The following is a 21,323-nucleotide window of genomic DNA, read 5'->3' as shown; positions in this document are numbered from 1 at the left end:
TGTCAGACCGCACTCGTCAGCCCGCCGTCGACGAACAGCGTCTGCCCGTTCACGAAATCGGATGCGGCCGATGCGAGGAAGATCGCCGCGCCGCACAGCTCGTCGACCTGCCCCCAGCGGCCGGCCGGCGTGCGCTTGCACAGCCAGTCCGAAAACGCCGCGTCGTCGACCAGCGCGCGATTCAGTTCGGTTTCGAAATAGCCGGGTGCGAGGCCGTTCGCCTGGATCCCGTGGCGCGCCCAGTCCGCGCACATCCCTTTGGTCAGCATCCGCACCGCGCCCTTGGTCGCCGCATACGGCGCGATCGTCGGCCGCGCGAGCTCGCTCTGCACCGAGCAGATGTTGATGATCTTGCCGCGGCCGCGCGCGATCATGTGCCGCGCGACCGCCTGCGCGACGTTGAACACGCCGTCGAGATTCACGCGCATCAGCGCATGCCAGTCGTCCGGGTCGAAGGCGTCGAGCGGCGCGCGACGCTGGATGCCCGCGTTGTTCACGAGAATGTCGATCGCGCCGACGCGCGCCTCGAAATCGTCGACCGCCGCGCGTACCTGCGCGTGCTCAGCCACGTCGAACACCGCATGGTCGGCCGCGAAGCCTTCATCGCGAAACTGGCGCGCGAGCGTCGCGGCCTTCTCTTCATTGCGATCGTTGATGACGATTGCCGCGCCAGCTTCCGCGAGCCCGCGGGCGAGCGTCAGCCCGATCCCGCGGCCGGAGCCGGTAATCAGCGCGCGGCGGCCGTCGAGGCGGAACCGGTCAAGCGCGTGGGTCATGGATGTCTCCTCGTGCCAGTCGAGCCGGCTGCCCGTCGCGGCCGGTCTCGCGTTGACGGTATCTTCGGCCGCCGGTCGGGTCCGCGCCAATGGTCTTTTTTGATCCGGTTATCATGAAAATTGATTACCGTTCTCCCGTACTCGCCACCGCCCATGGAACTCAAGCAATTGCGCGCGTTCGTCACGCTCGCGGAAGACCTGCATTTCGGGCGCGCCGCGCAGCGCCTGTGCATCGTGCAGCCCGCGCTGAGCATGCAGATCAAGACGCTCGAGGCGGAACTCGGCGCGCGCCTGTTCGAGCGCGACCGGCACAAGGTCGAGCTGAGCGACACCGGGCGCGTGTTCCTGCCCGAAGCGCGGGCAACGCTGCAGCAGGCCGCGCGCGCGGAACAGATGGCGCGGCTGTCGAGCCGCGGCGAAATCGGCACGCTGCGGATCGCGTTCGTGTCGTCGGTGTTGCCGGCGCTGCTGCCGGCCGTGCTGCGCACGATGCGCGAACGCTATCCGTCGATCGCGCTCGAACTGAAGGACATGCCGACGCCCGACCAGATCGCCGCGCTACGCGACCGGCGGATCGACTTCGGGATGATCCGGCTGCCGGCCGCGTATGCGGGCATCGACACGCGCGTGGTGCTCGAGGAAGGGTTCGTCGTCGCGCTGCCGCTCGACCATCCGCTGGCCGCGCGCGATGCGATCGCGCCGGCCGACCTGCGCGGCCACCCCGCGTTCGTGCTCGCACGCCGCTATGCGCCTGGCTTTCACGACGACATGCTGCTCGCGCTGAGCCGTGCAGGCACGACGCTCGAGATTGCGCAGGAGTTCGGCGAATTCACGACGATGCTCGCGCTCGTCGCGGCGGGAATGGGGATCGGGCTGATCCCGGCGCAGGCGGCGAGCGCGCTGCCGCCGAACGTGCTCGCGCGGCCACTCGATCTGGCCGGTCACCGCAGCGGCATCGGCCTCGCGTGGACCGATCTCGACAGCCCGCTCAAACGGGCTTTCGTCGATGCGATCGAGCACGTGACGGCGAACGCCGGGCAATAAAAAACCCGGCCGGAGAACTCCGGGCCGGGTTCGTTCGCCACGCCGGCCGCCTTCCAGCGGCCGAGCGACGTGCGCGATTACTTCGCGTTCGCGAATGCGATTGCCGTATCGAGCATGCGGTTCGAGAAACCCCACTCGTTGTCGTACCAGCTCGACACCTTCACGAGGCGGCCCGACACCTTGGTCAGCGTCGCGTCGAACGTCGACGAAGCCGGGTTGTGGTTGAAGTCGATCGACACCAGCGGTGCGTCGTTGTAGCCGAGGATGCCCTTCAGCGCGCCTTCCGATGCTTCCTTCATGATCGCGTTGACTTCCTCGACCGTCGTGTCGCGCTTCGCGATGAACGACAGGTCGACGATCGACACGTTGATCGTCGGGACGCGGATTGCGTAACCGTCGAGCTTGCCGTTCAGTTCCGGCAGCACGAGGCCGACGGCCGATGCCGCACCCGTCTTCGTCGGGATCTGGCTGTGCGTCGCCGAACGCGCGCGGCGCAGGTCTTCGTGATAGACGTCCGTCAGCACCTGGTCGTTCGTGTACGCGTGGATCGTCGTCATCAGGCCGGTTTCGAGGCCGATCTTGTCGTTCAGCGGCTTGACGAGCGGCGCGAGGCAGTTCGTCGTGCACGATGCGTTCGAGATGACCGTGTGCTCGGCCTTCAGCACGTCGTGGTTCACGCCGTAGACGATCGTCGCGTCGACGTCCTTGCCGCCCGGCGCCGAGATGATCACCTTCTTCGCGCCGCCCTTCAGGTGCGCGCTCGCCTTTTCCTTCGTCGTGAAGAAGCCCGTGCATTCCATCACGACGTCGACGCCCAGCTCGCCCCACGGCAGTTCGGCCGGGTTGCGGTTCGCCAGCACGCGGATCTTGTCGCCGTTCACGACGAGGTAGTCGCCGTCGACCGACACTTCGCCCGGAAACTTGCCGTGCGCGGTGTCGTACTGGGTCAGGTGCGCGTTGGTCTTCGCATCGCCCAGGTCGTTGATCGCGACGATCTCGAGATCGTGCTTCTTGCCGTTTTCATAGAACGCGCGCAGCGTGTTGCGGCCGATACGGCCGTAGCCGTTGATTGCGACGCGAATCGTCATGGTTATCTCCTGATGGCTGAAAAAATTCGTTTCGTGCAGCTTCACGGTGCGACGCGCGCAACGGGTGGCGCGCGCCGCGTAGGCTTTTAGGCCAGCACGGCCTTGGCCGTCTCGACGACGTGCTCGACGGTGAAGCCGAAGTACTTGAACAGCACGCCGGCCGGCGCCGATTCGCCGAACGTGTCGATCCCGACGACGCCGCCTTCGAGGCCGACGTACTTGTGCCAGAAGCTCGTCACGCCCGCTTCGATCGCGACGCGGCGCACGCCGTGCGGCAGCACGCGTTCGCGGTATTCGGCGTCCTGGCGATCGAACACGTTGGTCGACGGCATCGACACGACGCGCGCCGCGATGCCCTGCTGCGCGAGCGGTTCGACGGCCTTCATCGCGAGTTCGACTTCCGAGCCCGTCGCGATCAGGATGATCTTGCGCGCGACGATCTCTTCATCCCAGTCCTTCAGCACGTAGCCGCCCTTCTCGATGTTGGCGATCTGCGCATCGGTACGCGGGTTGAACGCGAGGTTCTGGCGGCTGAAGATCAGGCTCGACGGACGGTCGGCGGCGACCGCGTGGGTCCATGCGACGGCCGTCTCGACCGTATCGGCCGGACGCCAGACGTCGTGGTTCGGGATCAGGCGCAGGCTCGACACGTGCTCGATCGACTGGTGCGTCGGGCCGTCCTCGCCGAGGCCGATCGAATCGTGCGTGAACACGAAGATCGACGGCACCTTCATCAGCGCGGCCACGCGCAGCGCGTTGCGGCTATAGTCGGAGAACGTCAGGAACGTGCCGCCGAACGGCTTGTGGCCGCCGTGCAGTGCGAGGCCGTTGATCGCGGCGCTCATGCCGAATTCGCGCACGCCGTAGTTGATGTGGTTGCCGAGCAGCACGCCCGCGCCTTCCGGATTCGCGCGCACCGCCTTCGACGCCTTCCAGTTGGTCAGGTTCGAGCCGGTCAGGTCGGCCGAGCCGCCGAGCAGCTCGGGCAGCGCGGCGGCGAGGCCTTCGATCGCCTGCTGCGACGCCTTGCGGGTCGCGACCGTCTCGGCGCGCTCGTTCGCGCCGGCGATGATCGCGGCAGCCTTCTCGGCCCAGTCGGCCGGCAGCTTGTTCGCCATCCGGCGCTCGAATTCGGCGGCTTCTGCCGGGAACTTCGCGCGATAGGCCGCGAACGTCGCGTCCCATTCGGACTCGGCGCGCTTGCCGGCTTCCTTCGCGTCCCATGCCGCGTAGACTTCCTGCGGAATCACGAACGGCTCCCACTTCCAGCCAAGTGCTTCGCGCGTCTTCGCGATTTCTTCCGCGCCGAGCGCAGCGCCATGCACGTCGTGGCCGCCGGCCTTGGTCGCCGCGCCCTTGCCGATCACCGTCTTGCAGCAGATCAGCGTCGGCTTGTCCGACAGCTTCGCCTTCGCGATGGCCGCGTCGACCGCATCGACGTCGTGGCCGTTCACGTTCGGGATCACGTTCCAGCCGTACGCTTCGAAGCGCTTCGGCGTGTCGTCGTGGAACCAGTTCACGACGTCGCCGTCGATCGAGATGCCGTTGTCGTCGTACAGCGCGATCAGCTTGTTCAGCTTCAGCGTGCCCGCGAGCGAGCAGGCTTCGTGCGAGATGCCCTCCATCAGGCAGCCGTCGCCGAGGAACACGTACGTGTGGTGATCGACGATCTTCGCGCCGTCACGGTTGAACTCGTCGGCCATCAGCGCTTCGCCGAGCGCCATGCCGACCGCGTTCGCGAGACCCTGGCCGAGCGGGCCGGTGGTCGTCTCGACGCCCGGCGTGATCCCGTATTCCGGGTGGCCCGGCGTCTTCGAGTGCAGCTGGCGGAAGTTCTTCAGCTCTTCGATCGGCAGGTCGTAGCCGGTCAGGTGCAGCAGCGAGTACAGCAGCATCGAGCCATGGCCGTTCGACAGCACGAAACGGTCGCGGTCGGCCCAGTGCGGGTTCGTCGGGTTGTGCTTCAGATGGCGCGACCACAGCGCGACGCCGATTTCGGCCATGCCCATCGGCATGCCGGGGTGGCCGGAGTTCGCTTGCTGGACGGCGTCCATCGCGAGCGCACGGATCGCGTTGGCCATCAGGGTGGTGGAGGCGGGAGACGAAGTCGTCATGTCGAGTCCGGAGAACGAGTCGAGGAAACGGGGGCACGGCGGCATCCGGAAGCTCGAGCGTCAATCGTTCCCGGCGCGCGGTGCGGCGCCTGACGGACGCGAAGCGGACGGAGCCAACGGACGGGGCTGCAAAGCTCGTCATTTTAACAGATGGGCCGACATTTCCCTTGTCGGCGCGTAGTGTTCCGGCACGGTTTTCCGTCGAACCGCCCGCCTCCTATAATTCAGGCGTCGGAACTGCCTGCCCCAGCGGCCCGCCCGTGAGCACCACCCTTCTCTTTCACCCGACGCCCGACGCCACCTACGGCTTCCCGAATGCGCGGCGGCTCGCGCACGTCGCGTCCGCGCACCAGCAGATCGAAGTCTGGGAAACGCCGCAGCTCGGCCGGCTGTTCACGCTGGACGGCCGGCCGATGACGTCGGTCGGCGACGAGTTCGTCTATCACGAGTGCATGACGCACCCGGCCGCGCTCGCGCATCCGTGCCCGAGGAAGGCGCTCGTGCTCGGCGGCGGCGACGGCGGCGCCGCGCGCCAGTTGCTCAAGCACGCGTGCATCGAGCGGATCGTGATCGCCGAACTCGACGACGAGGTGGTCGGGATGGCGCGCCGCTATCTCGACGACGTGCACCAGGGCGCGCTCGACGACCCGCGCGTCGAGGTCGTGATCGGCGACGCCGCGCATTTCGTCGAGTCGACGGTCGAACATTTCGATCTCGTCGTGTTCGACCTCACGCCGCCCGATTCGCCGGCGGCCGGCCTCTACACGCGCGACTTCTACGCACGGCTCAAGCGGATCCTGACGCCGCGCGGCGTGATCTCGATGCATCTCGGCTCGCCGGTGTTCCATGCCGCGCGCATCGCCGCGCTGCTCGACGACCTGCGCGCGCGCTTCGCGGTCGTCGATCTGCTGTCCGCGCACGTGCCGCTGTACGGCTCGCAGTGGCTGATGGCGATCGCGAGCGACACGCTCGATGCGGCGGCGCTGTTCGCGCACGACGTCGACGAACGGCTCGCGGCCCGCCGCGTCGGCGGCTTGCGCTATTACGATGCGCGGCTGCATGCGTCCCTCTTTACCCTGCCGCGCGCACTGCGCGATACACTGGGCGTTCGCCGCTGAACATCAGGACGGCCGCACCGTTCCGCTGCTCCAGCATGAGACCAGCGCAGGCGCCGACGCGCCGACACCGAGCAACAGGAGATTTTCATGACCGATCCACGTCCGGCCAACGTGCCTTGGTTGACGCCCTACCTGGCCGTACGCAACGCGCGCGCGGCCATCGAGTTCTTCAAGGCCGCATTCGGCTTCACCGTACGCGACGTGCACGACGAGGACGGCGCGATCATGCACGTCGAGATGGCCTATCGCGGCCAGCTGATCGTGATGTTCGCGCCCGAAGGCGCGTTCGGTTCGCCCGCGCTCACGCCGAAGCACGCGAACGCCACCGCGCCGCAATCGTTCTATCTGTATGTCGACGACGTCGACGCCACCTGGCAGCGCGCGCTCGATGCGGGCGCGAAATCGCTGAGCGCGCCGCAGGACCAGTTCTGGGGCGACCGGTTCGCGCAGATCGAGGATCTCGACGGCTACCGCTGGGCGCTCGGGTGCCGTCTCGACGCATGACCGAAACCGCCACACGCATGAACGAAGCCACCACCACCGCGGCCGTGCCGCGCTTTTTCGTCGATGTCGCGCTGCGCGCCGACGCCACGCTCGCATTGCCAGCCGACGTCGCGCGCCACGTGCAGGTGCTGCGCCTGCAGCCGGGCGACGTGCTGGCGTTGTTCGACGGCACGGGCGGCCAGTACCGCGCACGGCTCGTCGAGGTCGACAAGCGCAGCGCGCTCGTGCAGGTCGATACGTTCGAGCCCGTCGAGGCCGAGCCGCCCTATCGCGTGACGCTCGCGCAGGGGATCGCGGGCGGCGACAAGATGGACTGGGTGATCGAGAAGGCCGTCGAGCTCGGCGTCGCGGCGGTCGTGCCGCTGTCGACCGCGCGCGGCGTCGTGAAGCTGTCCGGCGAACGGGCGGACAAGCGCGTCGCGCACTGGCGCGGCGTCGTACGCGCGTCGTGCGAGCAATGCGGACGCAACCGCGTGCCCGACGTCGCACCGGTGGCCGGCTTCCACGCATGGCTCGATGCGCGGCAGGCCGCGCCGGCCGACGGCGAGCTGCGGCTGCTGCTGTCCCCGCGCGCGAGCATCCCGTTCGCGTCGCTGCCCGACGCGCCGCCCGCGGCGGCCGTCACGCTGCTGATCGGGCCCGAAGGCGGGCTGTCGCCCGACGAGGAAAATGCGGCCCGCGCACGGGGGTTCACCGCGCTGTCGCTCGGGCCGCGCGTGCTGCGTACCGAGACGGCCGGCGCGGCCGTGCTCGCGGCGTTGGCGGCGCGCTGGGGCGGGTGGTAAAGCGCGTCAGCGCGCCGCGCCATGCAGCCGAGCGCGAATCGCACACGCAAAAAAGCCCGCTCGAAGCGGGCTTGTTACCGAATCGGCCGCGCGGGCCGACCGTGCGCTTACGCGAACGAGTAGAACACGCGGAACGCGACCTTGCGCTCGGCCCAGAATTCGGCCGCCTCGCGGAACACGTCGAGCAGCGTTTCGCGCCCTTCCTTGTCGAATTTCTGCGCGATCGGCAGCCCTTCGAGGACGATCACGAAACCGGGCTGCGCGCCGGCCTTCGCGACGAGGTCGGTGAGGCAGTCGTACAGCGCGTCGTAGTTCTTCCCGAAATGCTTCGGAAACAGGAACGAGGTCGCGATCGTTTCCATCACTTCCTGCTTCGACTGCGCGGCGCCGCAATACGCATACAGGAAATGCTGGCCGAGCCGACCGGCTTCGTCGGCGAGATCCTGCACGCGGAACGCGCGGATCGACTGCACGAGATTGGGTCGCACGGTCGTGAAAAGGCTCATAGGCTCCTCGTTCGATGAAAGCCCGGGCTCGGCTTCCTGTTGCTCCGGCGTGCCGCCGGCCTGCGCCGCCGCGTGCAACTGAATCACACGCTGAAACAGATTGCCGTCGCCGGCCGCGAACAGTTCCGCCGCCGCCGTATCGTGCGCGTAGATGGAGTCGCTCATGCCATTCGTCCCGAAGTCATTCAACAATACGTTTAAAACTGGTGTAGTGGTCGCCCGTGTAATAACAGTTGTCGATCCGGCGCAACGGCCCGCCACAGACGATCCGGCGCGCGCCGCGATTGCGCGCACGCGGTGTCGGCACCGTGTACTCATGGTAGTAGCCGCGCTTCGCCTTCGGCAGGATCCGCTCGCGGTTGCCGAACACGACGCCGTCCTTCTCGTACGGATAGGGGCCGCCGGCGCCGATCAGGCCCAGCGTGGTCACGGCCTCGCGCGGAAGACGGGCGGTCGGGATCGTATCGAGCCCGCTCGCGGCCACGTCGGCCGGAACGGCCTCCCGTGCGTAAGCGGCGGAAACCAGACTGCCCGTCGGCGTGCCGACGATACCCATCGCGAACATCGCGAAGACGGACGCGAGCGCGCCGTTGCGGAGCCACTTGCGTGCCATGAACCAGGGTTCCCGCTGTTAAATCAAGTAGTTGACGACCAACAAAGGCGTTAGCGTAGCGTTATTGGCCGCGCGAATCAATGTCCGTTTGGGAATCGAAAGCCTCTCGGCACTCGAGATTCCGTATTTCTTACCGAAATTACACTACATTTATCTTGCATGAGATAAAATGCGGGCGGCATCGCTCATATGGCAAGACCCTGCCTCCTTGCCACACTCGCTACCCGGAGTGGAGAGATGCTGCTGTTGCTTTATGGGAAGCGCGGTTGCGCCCTACCCGCGGCGTGCCCCTTGCGGGCACGCCTCTTTTTGCCTTTGTTTACAATTTCGCCCGACCCGGGACGCCGGTTCGACCGGCGCCGCGGGTTCGTTCCGGCTCAGCGTGCGGCGTTGACGTCGGCGACCAGCAGCGCCGCCATGTTGACGATGCGACGAACGGTCGCCGATTCGGTCAGCACGTGCACGGGCTCCGCGGCGCCCAGCAGAATCGGCCCGATCGCGATGTTGTTGCCCGCGGCCGTCTTCAGCAGGTTGTACGCGATATTCGCGGCGTCGATGTTCGGCAGGATCAGCAGGTTCGCGTCGCCTTCCAGCGTCGATTCCGGCAGGATTTCCTTGCGCAGCGCCGCGTCGAGCGCGACGTCGCCGTGCATTTCGCCGTCCACCTTCAGCTCCGGCGCGGTTTCCTGCAGGATCGCGAGCGTATCGCGCATCTTCTTCGCCGAAGGGGCGTTGCTCGTGCCGAAATTCGAATGCGACAGCAGCGCGACCTTCGGCTCGATGCCGAAGCGGCGCACTTCTTCCGCGGCCATGATCGTGATTTCGGCCAGTTCCTCAGGGGTCGGATCGACGTTCACGTGCGTATCCACGAGGAAAATCTGGCGGCCGGGCAGCACGAGGCCGTTCATCGCCGCGTACACGCTGCAGCCCGGGCGCTTGCCGATCACTTGGTCGATGAAGTGCAGATGGCGGTGCGTGGTGCTGATCGTGCCGCAGATCATCCCGTCCGCTTCGCCCTTCTTCACCAGCATCGAGCCGATCAGCGTCGTGCGGCGGCGCATCTCGACGCGCGCAAGCTGCTCGCTGATGCCCTTGCGCGCCATCAGCTTGTGATACGTCTGCCAGAAGTCGCGGTAGCGCTCGTCGTGCTCGGTGTTGACGACCGTGAAGTCGACGCCCGGATTCAGGCGCAGGCCGTAGCGCTGGATACGGTGCTCGATCACCGACGGACGGCCGATCAGGATCGGCTTCGCGAGTTTTTCGTCGACGATGATCTGAACGGCGCGCAACACGCGCTCTTCTTCGCCTTCCGCGAACACGACGCGCTTCTTCTCTTCCGGCGCGGCGCGCGCGATCTGGAAGATCGGCTTCATCGTCGTGCCGCTGTGATACACGAACTGCTGCAGATGCTGCTTGTACGCGTCCATGTCCTCGATCGGGCGCGTCGCGACGCCGCCGTCCATCGCGGCCTGCGCGACGGCCGGCGCGATCTTCACGATCAGGCGCGGATCGAACGGCTTCGGAATCAGGTATTCGGGCCCGAACGACAGATCCTGGATACCGTACGCGGTCGCGACGATGTCGCTCTGCTCGTGCTGCGCGAGTTCGGCGATCGCATTGACGGCCGCGATCTCCATTTCACGCGTGATCGTCGTCGCGCCGACGTCGAGCGCGCCGCGGAAGATGAACGGGAAGCACAGGACGTTGTTGACCTGGTTCGGGTAGTCGGTGCGGCCGGTCGCGAGAATCGCGTCGGGGCGCACTTCGAGCGCCGCTTCCGGCAGGATTTCCGGCGTCGGGTTCGCGAGCGCGAGGATCAGCGGGCGCTCGGCCATGCCCTTCACCATCTCCTGCTTCAGCACACCCGCGGCCGACAGGCCGAGGAAGATGTCCGCGCCGTCGATCACTTCGGCCAGCGTGCGGGCGTCGGTTTCGCGCGCGAAACGCTCCTTGTCCGGATCCATCAGCTCGGTGCGGCCCTTGTAGACCACGCCGGCCAGGTCCGTCACCGTGATGTTCTCGAGCGGCAGCCCGATGTCGACCAGCAGGTCCAGACACGCGAGCGCGGCCGCGCCCGCGCCGGATGCGACGAGCTTGACCTTCTTGATGTCCTTGTTGACGACCTTCAGCCCGTTCGTGACGGCCGCGGCCACGACGATCGCGGTGCCGTGCTGGTCGTCGTGGAACACCGGGATCTTCATCCGCTTGCGCGCTTCGCGCTCGACGATGAAGCAGTCCGGTGCCTTGATGTCTTCGAGGTTGATCCCGCCGAAGGTCGGCTCCAGCGCGGCGATCACGTCGACGAGCTTGTGCGGGTCCGACTCGTTCAGCTCGATGTCGAACACGTCGATGCCCGCGAATTTCTTGAACAGCACGGCCTTGCCTTCCATCACCGGCTTCGACGCGAGCGGGCCGATGTTGCCGAGACCGAGCACCGCCGTGCCGTTCGTCACGACGCCGACCAGGTTGCTGCGCGCGGTGAAGCGCGCCGCGTTCAGCGGATTCTCGACGATCTCCTCGCACGCGTACGCCACACCCGGCGAATACGCGAGCGCGAGGTCGCGCTGGTTGATCATCTGCTTGGTCGGGGCGATCGCGATTTTGCCGGGGGTCGGAAATTCGTGATAGTCGAGCGCGGCTTCGCGGAGCTTGGCTTTGGAGGAGGCTTGGGTGGACATGTGTCTCGTGACGGGCGGATTAGAATAACTGTTCGACGGCATTGTAGCGCCAATCATCGGCCGCCAGACCGGCGATTCGGGTGCGACAGCCGCGACAAAAATGAACTGGACAGTACAGGCGCGCCGCCGCCCGCCTCGTACAATGCCGTTCCTTCAACCGTTTCGGATCGCCCGCCGTGCCAGCCGCCCTCTCCGAGTTCTCGCTGATCGAACGCTTCTTCACGCGCCGCGCCGCGCAGGGCGCCCGCGCGTCGACGCTCGGCATCGGCGACGATTGCGCGCTGATCGCGCCCCGATCCGGGAAATTGCTGGCCATTTCGACGGACATGCTGGTGGAAGGCCGCCACTTCTTCCCCGATGTCGCGCCGGACGCGCTCGGCCACAAGACGCTCGCGGTCAACCTGTCGGACCTCGCGGCGATGGGCGCCGCGCCGCGGGCGTTCACGCTCGCGTGCGCGCTGCCGCGCGCCGACGCGGCGTGGCTCGAGGCGTTCAGCGACGGCCTGTTCGCGCTGGCCGAGCGCTACGGTTGCGAGCTGATCGGCGGCGACACGACGAGCGGGCCGCTGAACCTGTGCGTGACCGTGTTCGGCGAAGTCTCGCCCGACGCGGCGCTGCGGCGCGATGCCGCGCGCGACGGCGACGACGTATGGGTGTCCGGCACGCTCGGCGATGCACGCGCGGGCCTCGGCGTCGCCCGCGGCGAATGGACGGCCGGCGCGGAAGAAACCGCCGCATTCCGGCGCGCGCTCGAGCGTCCGGAGCCGCGCGTCGCGCTGGGGCTTGCGCTCGCGGGCGTCGCGCATGCGGCGCTCGACCTGTCGGACGGCCTCGCCGGCGACCTCCAGCACATCCTGACGCGCTCGAACGTGCGCGCCGAGATCGACGCCGACGCGGTGCCGCGCTCGGCCGCGCTCGCGACGCTGCCGGCCGACGTGCAGCGCCGCTGCACGCTGGCCGGCGGCGACGACTACGAACTGTGCTTCACCGCGCCGGTCGCGGCCCGCGCAGCGGTCGAAGCGGCGGCCGCCACGGCCGGCGTGCGGGTCACGCGAATCGGTACAATACGCGCGTTGTCCGCGCCGTCGGCGCAACCCGCCATCGCGTGGCGCGACGCCGCCGGCGCGCCCCTCGCTCTCACGTTGCACGGTTTCGACCACTTCCATGCAGACTGATCCGACGCCCGCGCACGCCGCGGCCGAGCCCGGCGCCGCGCCGCCCGCGCCGACCCGCACGACGGCCCGCTTCATGCTGTCGCACCCGGCGCATATCGTGTCGCTCGGCTTCGGCAGCGGGCTCGCGCCGATCATGCCCGGCACGTTCGGCTCGCTGTTCGGCTGGCTCACGTTCGTCGTGCTCAACCGCTACCTGACGGTGCCCGAATGGTGGGCGCTGATCGCCGTCGGCTTCGTGGCCGGCACCTGGGTCACCGGTTTCACCGCGAAGAAGGCCGGCGTGTCCGATCCGGGCGCCGTCGTCTGGGACGAGATCGTCGCGATCTGGCTCGTGATGCTGTTCGTCACGCCCGCGACCTTCGTCGGCCAGCTGTGGGCGTTCGTCGCGTTCCGCTTCTTCGACATGCTCAAGCCGCCGCCGATCCGCTACTTCGAGCGCCGCCTGAAAGGCGGGCTCGGCATCATGGTCGACGACCTCGTCGCCGCGTTCATGACGCTGCTGGTGATCGCGCTGTGGCGCTCCGTCGCCGGCTGACCGATTTCCCGACTCCCGTTTCCCGACGCGCATGCCAACCGATTCCGTCGTCCACCAGCTTGCGATCCGCGCAGGCAACAAGCTGCGTGACGAGCACCTGACGCTCGCCACCGCCGAATCCTGCACCGGCGGCATGATCGCCGCGGCGATCACCGATATTTCCGGGAGCAGCCAGTGGTTCGAGCGCGGCTTCGTCACGTATTCGAACCAGGCCAAGATCGAGATGATCGGCGTGCCGGCCGACCTGATCGACAAGCACGGCGCGGTCAGCGAGCCCGTCGCGCGCGCGATGGCCGAAGGCGCGCTGCGCAACAGCCGCGCGCAGGTCGCGCTGTCCGTCACCGGCATCGCGGGCCCGGGCGGCGGCAGCGAGAACAAGCCGGTCGGCACCGTGTCGTTCGGCTGGAGCAACCGGCTGCATACCGACGTCGAGACGCTCGTGTTCAAGGGCGATCGCGAACAGATCCGCACGCAGGCGGCCGCGCATGCGCTGCGCGGGCTGCTGAAGCTGCTCGACGAGCGCGAACGCTGACCGGGCGGGGCGCGCGTGCCGCGCCCGCTCTACTCGCTTACTGGATCGCGTCGGGCTTCACGACGATCCAGTTCTTGTCCGCCGTCACCGGCAGCCCGAGCGCCTTCTGCTTCGCGGCCGATTCGTCCGACCACGCGCGGATCTGCGTCATCTGCTTGTCCTTCTTGTTGACCCACACGCGCACGCCGCCGCGCGCGACGTCGGTCGCGTTCAGCAGCATGTAGCCGTCGGACGTCGGCGTGTCGCCCGCGACGAGCACCGGCTTCTTCCACTGATCGATCCAGCCGACGATCGAACCGAGCTTGCCTTCGTACCACGTCATCGGGTTCATCAGGAACGGCGTGATCACGAGATTGCGGTTCGCAGCCTCGTCGTACTTGCCGGCCTTGATCTGCAGCCGCGACGTCGTCAGCGCGCCGGTCGCCGGGTTGCGCAGCAGCGTCGTCACGCCGATCACGTTCTGCGGCTTCACGTTGTAGCCGTACTTCGGGTCGGCCAGCACGAGCCGCGCGAGCTCCTCGTGCGCGGCCGTCATCACGTAGACGTCGATCCCGTTCTCGCGCAGCGCGTTGTACAGCTCCTGCATCCCGCGGAAGAAGCGCGGCGGGTTCACCGTGCCGTCGACCACCTTGTCGCCCTGCCAGTAGCGGATCGGAATCGGCTTGCCGTCGGCGAGCATCGCGTCGATGTGGCGCTTCAGGTCGGCGAGCGACTGCCCGGCAAACGCCTGCGCGATCCACGGATAGCAGACCAGATCGTCGATCTCGCAGAGCCGGTAGTAGTAGCTCGTCAGCGATTCCTGGTAGTCGGCGGAATCCTTGAACGGGATCAGCTTCAGCGACGGATCGAGCGAATCGCGCGTCAGCACCCCATGGTTCTCGAGATACGGCAGCAGCGCTTCCTCGAGGTCATAGCGGTAGGTCGTGTTGTCGGCGTCGAACACCGCGTAGTCGCCGCGGTTCGCGTGCGCGGCGATCATCGCGTTCAGCGCCTTCGCGCTGTCGGCTGGCCAGTGCGACAGATCCGCCGCATGGGCGAACGTCATGCATAGCGACGCGGCGAACGCGCTCAGAAGACGGCGGAACAGCTTGGGCATGGCGTCGCTCCTTTTCTTGACATTTTTGTGACGGATTGGTGACAACCGGCAGCATCGCGCGCCTAAATTGCGCATAGGCGATACGGAAGCGACGGGAAATTGTTCGTGTGCGCCAGGACGGCGAACACGCGATGAACGCGCGCGGCCCGCGGACGCGGGCGCGGCGATTGAAGGCCGCCCGGGGCGGGCGGCCGGTATTTCAGCGATGCGCGTTGATCGTGTCGCGCGTCTTCTGCGCGGCAAGCGCCGCGGCTTCAGCGAAATCCTCGCCCTTGCTCGCGTACAGGATCGCGCGCGACGAGTTGATCATCATCCCGGTGCCGTCGGCCGTGCGGCCCGCGTTGACGGTCGCCTGCACGTCGCCGCCCTGCGCGCCGATGCCGGGGATCAACAGCGGCATGTCGCCGACGATCCCGCGCACGATCTCGATTTCCTTCGGGAACGTCGCGCCGACCACGAGGCCGAGCTGGCCGTTCCTCGCGTTCCACTTGTTCGCCGCGAGATCGGCGACGACCTGGTACAGCGGCCGCCCGTTCGTATCGAGGAACTGCAGGTCCGAGCCGCCCGGGTTCGACGTGCGGCACAGCACGATCACGCCCTTGCCTTCATGCTCGAAGTACGGCTCGACCGAGTCGTAGCCCATGTACGGGTTCACCGTGACGGCGTCCGCGCGATAGCGCTCGAACGCTTCGCGCGCGTACTGCTCGGCCGTGCTGCCGATGTCGCCGCGCTTCGCGTCGAGGATCACGGGCAGGCCCGGATGCTGGAGATGGATATGCGCGATCAGCCGCTCGAGCTGGTCTTCCGCGCGATGCGCGGCGAAGTATGCGATCTGCGGCTTGAACGCGCTCGCGTACTGCGCGGTCGCGTCGACGATCTGCCGGCAGAATTCGAAGATCGCGTCGGGCTGGCCGTCGAACTGCACGGGAAAGCGCGACGGCTCGGGATCGAGGCCGACGCACAGCAGCGAATTCGTGCGCTGCCACGCGGCGCGCAGCGATTCAATGAAAGTAAGCGGGGAAGACATGGCGGATACTCGCGGCAAACCGTTGGTAGACCGCGTATTTTACCCGCGTCGCCGGTGTCCCTCGCGTGTCGCGGCATGGCTGCGCACATCGGTGCGTCCGACGGTGAACGCGAAACGCCGCGTGAGCCGCTCGCCGGGCGCGAGCAGCGTCATCCCGTGCGCGGTCGCGCCGCCCGGCAGGTTCACCGCATTGATCGGATGATCGACCGGCTCGAAGCAGAAGAAATCCGCGCCCGGCGGCGTATAGAGCACGTACGCGTCGGCGTCGGCTGCGACGGTCAGCGACAGGCGGCGGCGCGGCCAGCTCACCGTCGCGTGGCCGCCCCAGCCGGTGAACGCGTGATTGACGAGCGTGGCCGGCAGCGGATACGCGACGCCGAACTGCCAGGCCGGCGGCACGCTGACGTGCCGCACCGGCAGGAAATCGGCGCCCGACAACCACAGCCCGCCCGCCGCCGCGGCCAGCTCCGTCACCGCATCGCGCACGAGGAACGGATGCACGCCGAGCCCGAACGGCAGTCGCGCGCGGCCCGCGTTCTCGATCGTCAGCGCGATCGACAGCGTCGCGTCGTCGAGTTCGAACGACTGGATCGCGCGGAACGCGTACGGCGCGCCGGCGGCGCGGTCGAGCGACAGTTGCAGCGACGTGTCGGTCGCATCGTCCACCTGCCACGGCGCGAGCCAGCCGTCGCCATGGATCGGCAGCGGCTCGTCGCGGCGGTTGCGCGGCACCGCGACCTTGCGCCCGTCGCATTCGAAGCGCCCGTCGCCGATCCGGTTCGAGTACGGCAGCAGCGGATAGCACGCGAGCTCGTTCGGGTCCGTCGCCGTCTCCGGGTGCTCGCACCGGCGGAACACCGGCATCAGCACGCCGTTGTCGCCGCGCCAGTCGAAGCGCGCGATGCCGCCGCCGAGGTGCGGCAGCACGTCGAGCCGCAGCGATGCGTTCGACAGCGTGACGACCGCCGCATGCGCGGCGCCGACGCCCTGCGCGAACACGGCCGTCTGCGGGCCGGGGCTGACCGGCTGGGCGGCGGCCGCCAGGCGCGCGCGGCGCGACTGGCTGGTGGACGACGATGCGCGCGAGGACGTGGCGGTCATGGTGAGCTCCTTTCCTTCGTCGAAGAAACGATGCAGGTCGTGCGAGCGGTCAGGCCCAGCCGCCGTCGACGATCACGTCCTGCGCGGTGATCATCCGGCTGTCGTCGGCCGCGAGAAACAGCGCCATCCGCGCGAGATCGGCCGGCAGCAGTTCGGCGTCGATGCACTGGCCGGCCTTGATCGCCGCCCGGCCCGCGTCGTCGAGCCACAGCCGGCGCTGCTTGTCGGTCATCACCCAGCCGGGCACCAGCGAATTCACGCGGATGCCGAACGGGCCGAGATCGCGCGCGAGGCCGCGCGTCAGGCCCTGCACGGCCGCCTTCGCCATCACGTAGACGGGATAGCCGCCGTTCTTCAGCATCCAGCTGATCGAGCCGAGATTGATGATCGCGCCGCCGCCCTGCCGCTTCATGTCGTCGATCACCGCCTGCGCGGCGAAGAACTGGTGACGCAGGTTCACCGCGATGCCCGCGTCGAACGACGCGGGCGTCACGTCGCCGATCGTGTGGCGCGTGTCGTTCGCCGCATTGTTCACGAGCACCGCGATCGCGCCGATGCGTGCGCGGATCGCGTCGATCGCGCGGCGCAGCGCGTCGATGTCGGTCAGGTCGCAGGACAGGAACAGCGGCGCATGCCGCACGTGCGCGAGGCGTTCGGCCAGCGCGGCGCCGGCCGCCGCGTCGAGGTCGACGAACGCGACGCGCGCGCCCTGTTCGGCGAAGTGCTCGACGAACGACGCGCCGATGCCGGTCGCGCCGCCCGTGATCAGCACCGCGCGATCCTCGAGGCTCGGGTAGCGCGCGTCGCTCGCCGCCGTGTTCGCGCCGTGCACTGATGTATCGATGGTCATGCGGATCGTCTCCGTGGAAACAGGTCGGTCAGTCGCGTACGCCGCGGTTCTTCAGCTGGTCGAGCAGCACGGCCGCGAGCAGGATCGCGCCGCGCACCAGGTACTGGTAGAACGCGTCGATGTTCAGCAGGTTCATCACGTTCTCCACGGTGCCCATGATCAGCACGCCGATCACGACGCCCGAGATCGTCGCGCGGCCGCCCATCAGCGACACGCCGCCGAGCACGCACGCGGAGATCACGTTCAGCTCGAAGCCTTGCGCGGCGTTCGGCTGGCCCGACGTGATGCGCGACGCGAGAATCACGCCCGCGAGCGCGGTCACCGCACCCTGGATCAGGAAGATGTACACGCGCGTGCGTTCGACGTTGATCCCCGCGAGCCGCGACGCTTCCGGGTTGCCGCCGATCGCGAGCGTGTTGCGGCCATAGACGGTCTGGTTCAGCAGCACGCCGAAGCCGATGAAGCACAGCAGCGTGACCCAGATCGGCAGCGACACGCCGAACATCGACAGCCCGCCGAGCGCGATGAACGTATCCGACGACACGCCGACCGCCTGCCCCTTCGACACGATGAAGCCGAGCCCGCGCACGATCTCCATCGTCGCGAGCGTCGTGATCAGCGCGTTGATCCGCAGATACGCGATCACCGCGCCGTTCACGAAGCCGATCGCGGCGCCGGCCGCGACCGCCGCGACGATCGCGACGAACGTGTTGTCGGTTGCGTTCAGCACCATCGCGCACAGCACGCCCGAGAACGCGACGGTCGAGCCGATCGACAGGTCGAAGTCGCGCGACGCGAGACAGAACATCATCGTGCACGCGACCATGCCGATCTGCGAGATCGACAGCGCGAGGCCGAGCATGTTGTCGATCGAGAAGAAGTGATCGACGGTCAGCGACATCGTGATGAACATCACCGCGAAGATCGCGATCAGGCTGTATTCGGTCAGATGCTGCCACCACTTCTGGCGGTCGCTCTGCTGCGGCACCAGCGCGTCGGCCGACTTCACTGCGGCGCTGGCAAGGTTTTCGTTGGCTTGCATGGTGTGTCTCCTGCTCCTGCATCGCGCGGCCCGCGCCGCGCGTGTTCGATTCGAATGTCCCGGGCTTGTCCGGACGTAGCCGGCCGCGTCAGGCTGCCTCGACCGCGCTCGTCTGCGGCAGCGCGAGGTTCAGCACCGCGTGCTCGTTCGCGTCGGCGCGCGGCAGCTCGCCGGCGATCCGGCCTTCGCGCATCACGACGATGCGGTCGGACACGCCGAGCACTTCCGGCAGTTCCGACGACACCATCACGATCGCGCAGCCGCGCTCCGCGAGCCGGTAGATCACGTCGTAGATCTCGTGCTTCGCGCCGACGTCGATCCCGCGCGTCGGCTCGTCGAGGATCACGACCTTCAGGTCGGGCTCCGCGAGCCAGCGCGACAGGATCGCCTTCTGCTGGTTGCCGCCCGACAGGAAGCGGATCTTCTGCCGCCGGTTCGGCGTCTTGATCTTCAGCCGCTGGATGAAGCGGTCGGCCGTCGCGCTTTCGGTCTTGCCGTTGATAAACAGCCCCGCGCGCAGCGAATGGCGGCGGCAGCTGATGTTGATGTTCTCGGCGACCGACGCGATCGCGATGATCCCTTCTTCCTTGCGGTCCTCGGGGCACAGCACGATGCCGTGGCGGATCGCGTCGCCGGTGCGCTTCACGTCGATGCGCTTGCCGTCGAGCGTCAGCACGCCCGCGCGCCGGCGGTCCGCGCCGTACACGAGCCGCATCAGTTCGCTGCGGCCCGCGCCGACGAGCCCGAAGAAGCCGACGATCTCGCCCGCGCGCACCGAGAAGCTCGCGGGTTCGCGCAATGCCGGGCCGTCGACGCCTTCGGCGGAGAACCGCACGTCGCCGAGCGCGCGCGGCGCGTAATGGTAGATGTCCGCGATCTCGCGCCCGACCATCTCGGCGACCAGCCGCTCGCGCGGCACGTCGGCCAGCGCTTCGTGCGACGCGATCTTGCGCCCGTCGCGAAAGATCGTGCACGCGTCGCACAGCCGGTAGATCTCGTCCATCCGGTGCGAGATGTAGATCAGCGCACGGCCCTGCGCGCGCAGGTCGTCGACCAGCTTGAACAGCACTTCCGTCTCGCGATGCGACAGCGAGCTCGTCGGTTCGTCGAGCGCGATCACGCGCGCATTGCGCATCAGCGCCTTGCAGATCTCGACCATCTGTCGCTGCGCGATCGACAGCCGCCCGAGCCGCGCGTCGGGATCGAGGTCCACGCCCATCTCGGCGAGCCGCTCGCGCACGTAACGCTTCGCCTCGCGCTTCCTGACCCAGCCGAACGCATTCGGCAGGCGGCCGAGCAACAGGTTCTCCGCGACCGTCAGGTCGGGCACGTACTGCAATTCCTGGTGAATCACCGCGATGCCGGCCGCGATCGACGCGGCCGCATTCGCGAACTGCACGGGCTGGCCGTCGACCAGCACGCTGCCCGCATCGGGCTGATATTCGCCGCCGAGAATCTTCAACAGCGTCGACTTGCCCGCGCCGTTCTCGCCCATCAGGCCATGCACCTCGCCCGCATGCACGTCGAACGAAATGCCGTCGAGTGCGCGCACGCCGGGAAATACCTTGCCGATATTGTCAAAACGCAGTGCCGCTGACACGTCGTCTCCCCACTTCCAGATCCATCGACCGCCGGCCGCCGCGTCGCCGCGGCAGCCGGCGGGCCGCTTACTTCGACGCGAGCCCCATCTCCTCGCGCACCTTCGACACGTTGTCGCGCGTCGCGAGCATGCCCGTCGTCAGCGTCAACGGCGGCGGCGCCTTGCCCTGCGTGATCCACGTGTACATCAGGTCCGAGGTTTCCTCGCCGTGGCGCTTCGGGCTGATGATCACGGTGCCGTAGAAGCCCGTCGGCTGCGGCTTCTTGAACTCGTTCAACGCCGAATCGGAACCGCCGATACCGATGCCGATCATGTTGTCGGCCTTGAAGCCGCGCCCTTCGGCCGCGCGCACCGCGCCGAGCACGGCCTCGTCGTTCAGGCCGTACGCGACCCAGTGCTTGAACTGCGGGTTCTTGGTCAGCGCGATGTTCGCCGCGTTGAACGCGTTCTCGGTGTCGGTCTTCGCCTGCGGCGCCGCGATCACGTTCGCCTTCGGGAAGCCGGCGGCGACCAGCGCGTCGGTCGCGCCGCTCGTGCGGTCGTGCGCGGTCGGCAGCTGCTCGTAGGTGATGTCGATCGCGCCGACGTCCTTCATGTCCCAGCCGCGCTTCTTGATCTCGGCCGCGATGCCGTCGCCGACCTGCTTGCCGATGTTGTACGCGGAAATTCCCATGTGCGGCACCGCGTCGATCGGCTTGCCCGCGCCGTCGACGAGGCGGTCGTCGACCGTCATCATCTTCAGGTTGTGCGACTTCGCCTTCGCGACGATGCCCGGCCCGAGCTTCACGTCGGGCGTGCAGATGATGAAGCCCTGCGCCTTCTGCGCGGACAGGTTGTCGATCGCGCTCATCACCTTCTCGCCGGACGGCGCGCCGATCTTCACGAGCGTGAAGCCCTTCTGCTTCGCGGCGATCTCGGCGAATTTCCATTCGTCCTGGAACCACGGCTCTTCCGGCTGCTTCACCAGGAAGCCGATCTTGACCGGGTCGGCCGCGTGCGCAACCGGGCTGCCCATCACCACCGCGGCCGCGGCGGCCAGCGTTACGAACGTTCTGCGTTTCATCTCCAGTGTCTCCTTGTTTTCATCGAACAGGATGCAGCCGCTTGTTGGTTTCGACGCAGCGTGCGCGCGGCCGTCG

The 21,323-nt window shown here is 67.7% G+C and carries 20 protein-coding genes; 7 read left to right on the top strand and 13 right to left on the bottom strand.

What is annotated here, in order from left to right; translation table 11 throughout:
- Positions 1-2: 2 nt before the first annotated feature.
- Positions 3-776, bottom strand: a complete 774-nt coding sequence (locus J8I35_RS13345; protein ID WP_069616843.1) for an SDR family NAD(P)-dependent oxidoreductase — start codon at positions 774-776, stop codon at positions 3-5.
- 153 nt (positions 777-929) lie between these two features.
- Between J8I35_RS13345 and J8I35_RS13340 the strand changes: the two genes are divergently transcribed.
- On the top strand, positions 930-1,820 hold the full coding sequence (locus tag J8I35_RS13340) for a LysR family transcriptional regulator (RefSeq protein ID WP_209925741.1): 891 nt from the start codon (positions 930-932) through the stop codon (positions 1,818-1,820).
- A gap of 77 nt (positions 1,821-1,897) precedes the next feature.
- On the opposite strand, the gene gap is transcribed toward J8I35_RS13340, so the two are convergent.
- Both gap and tkt read right to left on the bottom strand, forming a co-directional pair.
- On the bottom strand, positions 1,898-2,908 hold the full coding sequence (gap, locus tag J8I35_RS13335; RefSeq protein ID WP_006476940.1) for a type I glyceraldehyde-3-phosphate dehydrogenase: 1,011 nt from the start codon (positions 2,906-2,908) through the stop codon (positions 1,898-1,900).
- Between the two features lie 86 nt (positions 2,909-2,994).
- The gene (gene tkt / locus J8I35_RS13330) at positions 2,995-5,067 is read right to left on the bottom strand and encodes a transketolase (RefSeq protein WP_006485709.1); all 2,073 of its coding nucleotides are present in this window, start codon (positions 5,065-5,067) and stop codon (positions 2,995-2,997) included.
- Between the two features lie 215 nt (positions 5,068-5,282).
- Between tkt and speE the strand changes: the two genes are divergently transcribed.
- From speE to J8I35_RS13315, 3 genes are all read left to right on the top strand, one after another.
- Positions 5,283-6,140 carry a polyamine aminopropyltransferase gene (speE, locus tag J8I35_RS13325; protein ID WP_050013840.1) on the top strand — a complete coding sequence of 286 codons (858 nt, stop codon included), beginning with the start codon at positions 5,283-5,285 and terminating at the stop codon, positions 6,138-6,140.
- Positions 6,141-6,227: 87 nt separating this feature from the next.
- Positions 6,228-6,644 carry a glyoxalase/bleomycin resistance/extradiol dioxygenase family protein gene (locus J8I35_RS13320; RefSeq protein ID WP_089488163.1) on the top strand — a complete coding sequence of 139 codons (417 nt, stop codon included), beginning with the start codon at positions 6,228-6,230 and terminating at the stop codon, positions 6,642-6,644.
- 17 nt (positions 6,645-6,661) lie between these two features.
- The gene (locus J8I35_RS13315; RefSeq protein ID WP_050013842.1) at positions 6,662-7,429 is read left to right on the top strand and encodes a 16S rRNA (uracil(1498)-N(3))-methyltransferase; all 768 of its coding nucleotides are present in this window, start codon (positions 6,662-6,664) and stop codon (positions 7,427-7,429) included.
- A gap of 107 nt (positions 7,430-7,536) precedes the next feature.
- On the opposite strand, the gene J8I35_RS13310 is transcribed toward J8I35_RS13315, so the two are convergent.
- The 3 genes from J8I35_RS13310 to J8I35_RS13300 form a co-directional block, all read right to left on the bottom strand.
- Positions 7,537-8,100: a barstar family protein gene (locus tag J8I35_RS13310; RefSeq protein ID WP_006476945.1), complete on the bottom strand. Its 564-nt coding sequence runs from the start codon at positions 8,098-8,100 to the stop codon at positions 7,537-7,539.
- A gap of 16 nt (positions 8,101-8,116) precedes the next feature.
- Positions 8,117-8,548 carry a ribonuclease gene (locus J8I35_RS13305; RefSeq protein ID WP_050013843.1) on the bottom strand — a complete coding sequence of 144 codons (432 nt, stop codon included), beginning with the start codon at positions 8,546-8,548 and terminating at the stop codon, positions 8,117-8,119.
- Between the two features lie 377 nt (positions 8,549-8,925).
- Positions 8,926-11,226, bottom strand: a complete 2,301-nt coding sequence (locus tag J8I35_RS13300; protein ID WP_050013844.1) for an NADP-dependent malic enzyme — start codon at positions 11,224-11,226, stop codon at positions 8,926-8,928.
- Positions 11,227-11,402: 176 nt separating this feature from the next.
- On the opposite strand from J8I35_RS13300, the gene thiL reads away from it, so the two are divergent.
- From thiL to J8I35_RS13285, 3 genes are read left to right on the top strand one after another with little or no spacing between them, the layout of a single operon-like run.
- Complete coding sequence (gene thiL / locus J8I35_RS13295) at positions 11,403-12,401, top strand: thiamine-phosphate kinase (RefSeq protein WP_209925740.1); 999 nt, start codon at positions 11,403-11,405, stop codon at positions 12,399-12,401.
- A complete protein-coding gene (locus J8I35_RS13290) occupies positions 12,391-12,936 on the top strand; it encodes a phosphatidylglycerophosphatase A (protein ID WP_124594265.1) in 546 nt (181 codons plus the stop codon). The genes thiL and J8I35_RS13290 overlap by 11 nt, the downstream gene beginning before the upstream one ends.
- A 31-nt stretch (positions 12,937-12,967) precedes the next feature.
- Positions 12,968-13,468 (top strand): CinA family protein, encoded by a 501-nt coding sequence (locus tag J8I35_RS13285; protein ID WP_050013847.1) that lies wholly within the window; start codon positions 12,968-12,970, stop codon positions 13,466-13,468.
- A 37-nt stretch (positions 13,469-13,505) separates the two neighbouring features.
- On the opposite strand, the gene J8I35_RS13280 is transcribed toward J8I35_RS13285, so the two are convergent.
- From J8I35_RS13280 to J8I35_RS13250, 7 genes are all read right to left on the bottom strand, one after another.
- Positions 13,506-14,564 carry a haloacid dehalogenase-like hydrolase gene (locus tag J8I35_RS13280; RefSeq protein WP_209925738.1) on the bottom strand — a complete coding sequence of 353 codons (1,059 nt, stop codon included), beginning with the start codon at positions 14,562-14,564 and terminating at the stop codon, positions 13,506-13,508.
- Between the two features lie 199 nt (positions 14,565-14,763).
- On the bottom strand, positions 14,764-15,591 hold the full coding sequence (gene pyrF / locus J8I35_RS13275; RefSeq protein WP_050013849.1) for an orotidine-5'-phosphate decarboxylase: 828 nt from the start codon (positions 15,589-15,591) through the stop codon (positions 14,764-14,766).
- A 39-nt stretch (positions 15,592-15,630) separates the two neighbouring features.
- Positions 15,631-16,692, bottom strand: a complete 1,062-nt coding sequence (locus tag J8I35_RS13270) for an aldose 1-epimerase (RefSeq protein ID WP_209925736.1) — start codon at positions 16,690-16,692, stop codon at positions 15,631-15,633.
- Positions 16,693-16,741: 49 nt separating this feature from the next.
- On the bottom strand, positions 16,742-17,542 hold the full coding sequence (locus J8I35_RS13265; protein ID WP_209925734.1) for an SDR family oxidoreductase: 801 nt from the start codon (positions 17,540-17,542) through the stop codon (positions 16,742-16,744).
- 28 nt (positions 17,543-17,570) lie between these two features.
- Entirely contained in the window at positions 17,571-18,584 is a 1,014-nt protein-coding gene (gene araH / locus J8I35_RS13260) for an L-arabinose ABC transporter permease AraH (RefSeq protein ID WP_069616785.1), read from the bottom strand.
- 88 nt (positions 18,585-18,672) lie between these two features.
- Positions 18,673-20,184, bottom strand: coding sequence for an L-arabinose ABC transporter ATP-binding protein AraG (gene araG, locus J8I35_RS13255; RefSeq protein ID WP_124556636.1), 1,512 nt, complete (start codon positions 20,182-20,184; stop codon positions 18,673-18,675).
- Between the two features lie 67 nt (positions 20,185-20,251).
- Positions 20,252-21,247, bottom strand: a complete 996-nt coding sequence (locus tag J8I35_RS13250; RefSeq protein WP_050013854.1) for an arabinose ABC transporter substrate-binding protein — start codon at positions 21,245-21,247, stop codon at positions 20,252-20,254.
- Positions 21,248-21,323 lie beyond the last annotated feature (76 nt).

Source organism: Burkholderia sp. CpTa8-5, from assembly GCF_017815045.1.
In the GTDB taxonomy this organism is placed as follows: Bacteria; Pseudomonadota; Gammaproteobacteria; order Burkholderiales; family Burkholderiaceae; genus Burkholderia; species Burkholderia sola.
The sequence above is the reverse complement of the archived record's forward strand: the minus strand, read 5'-3'. Positions and strand labels throughout refer to the sequence as shown.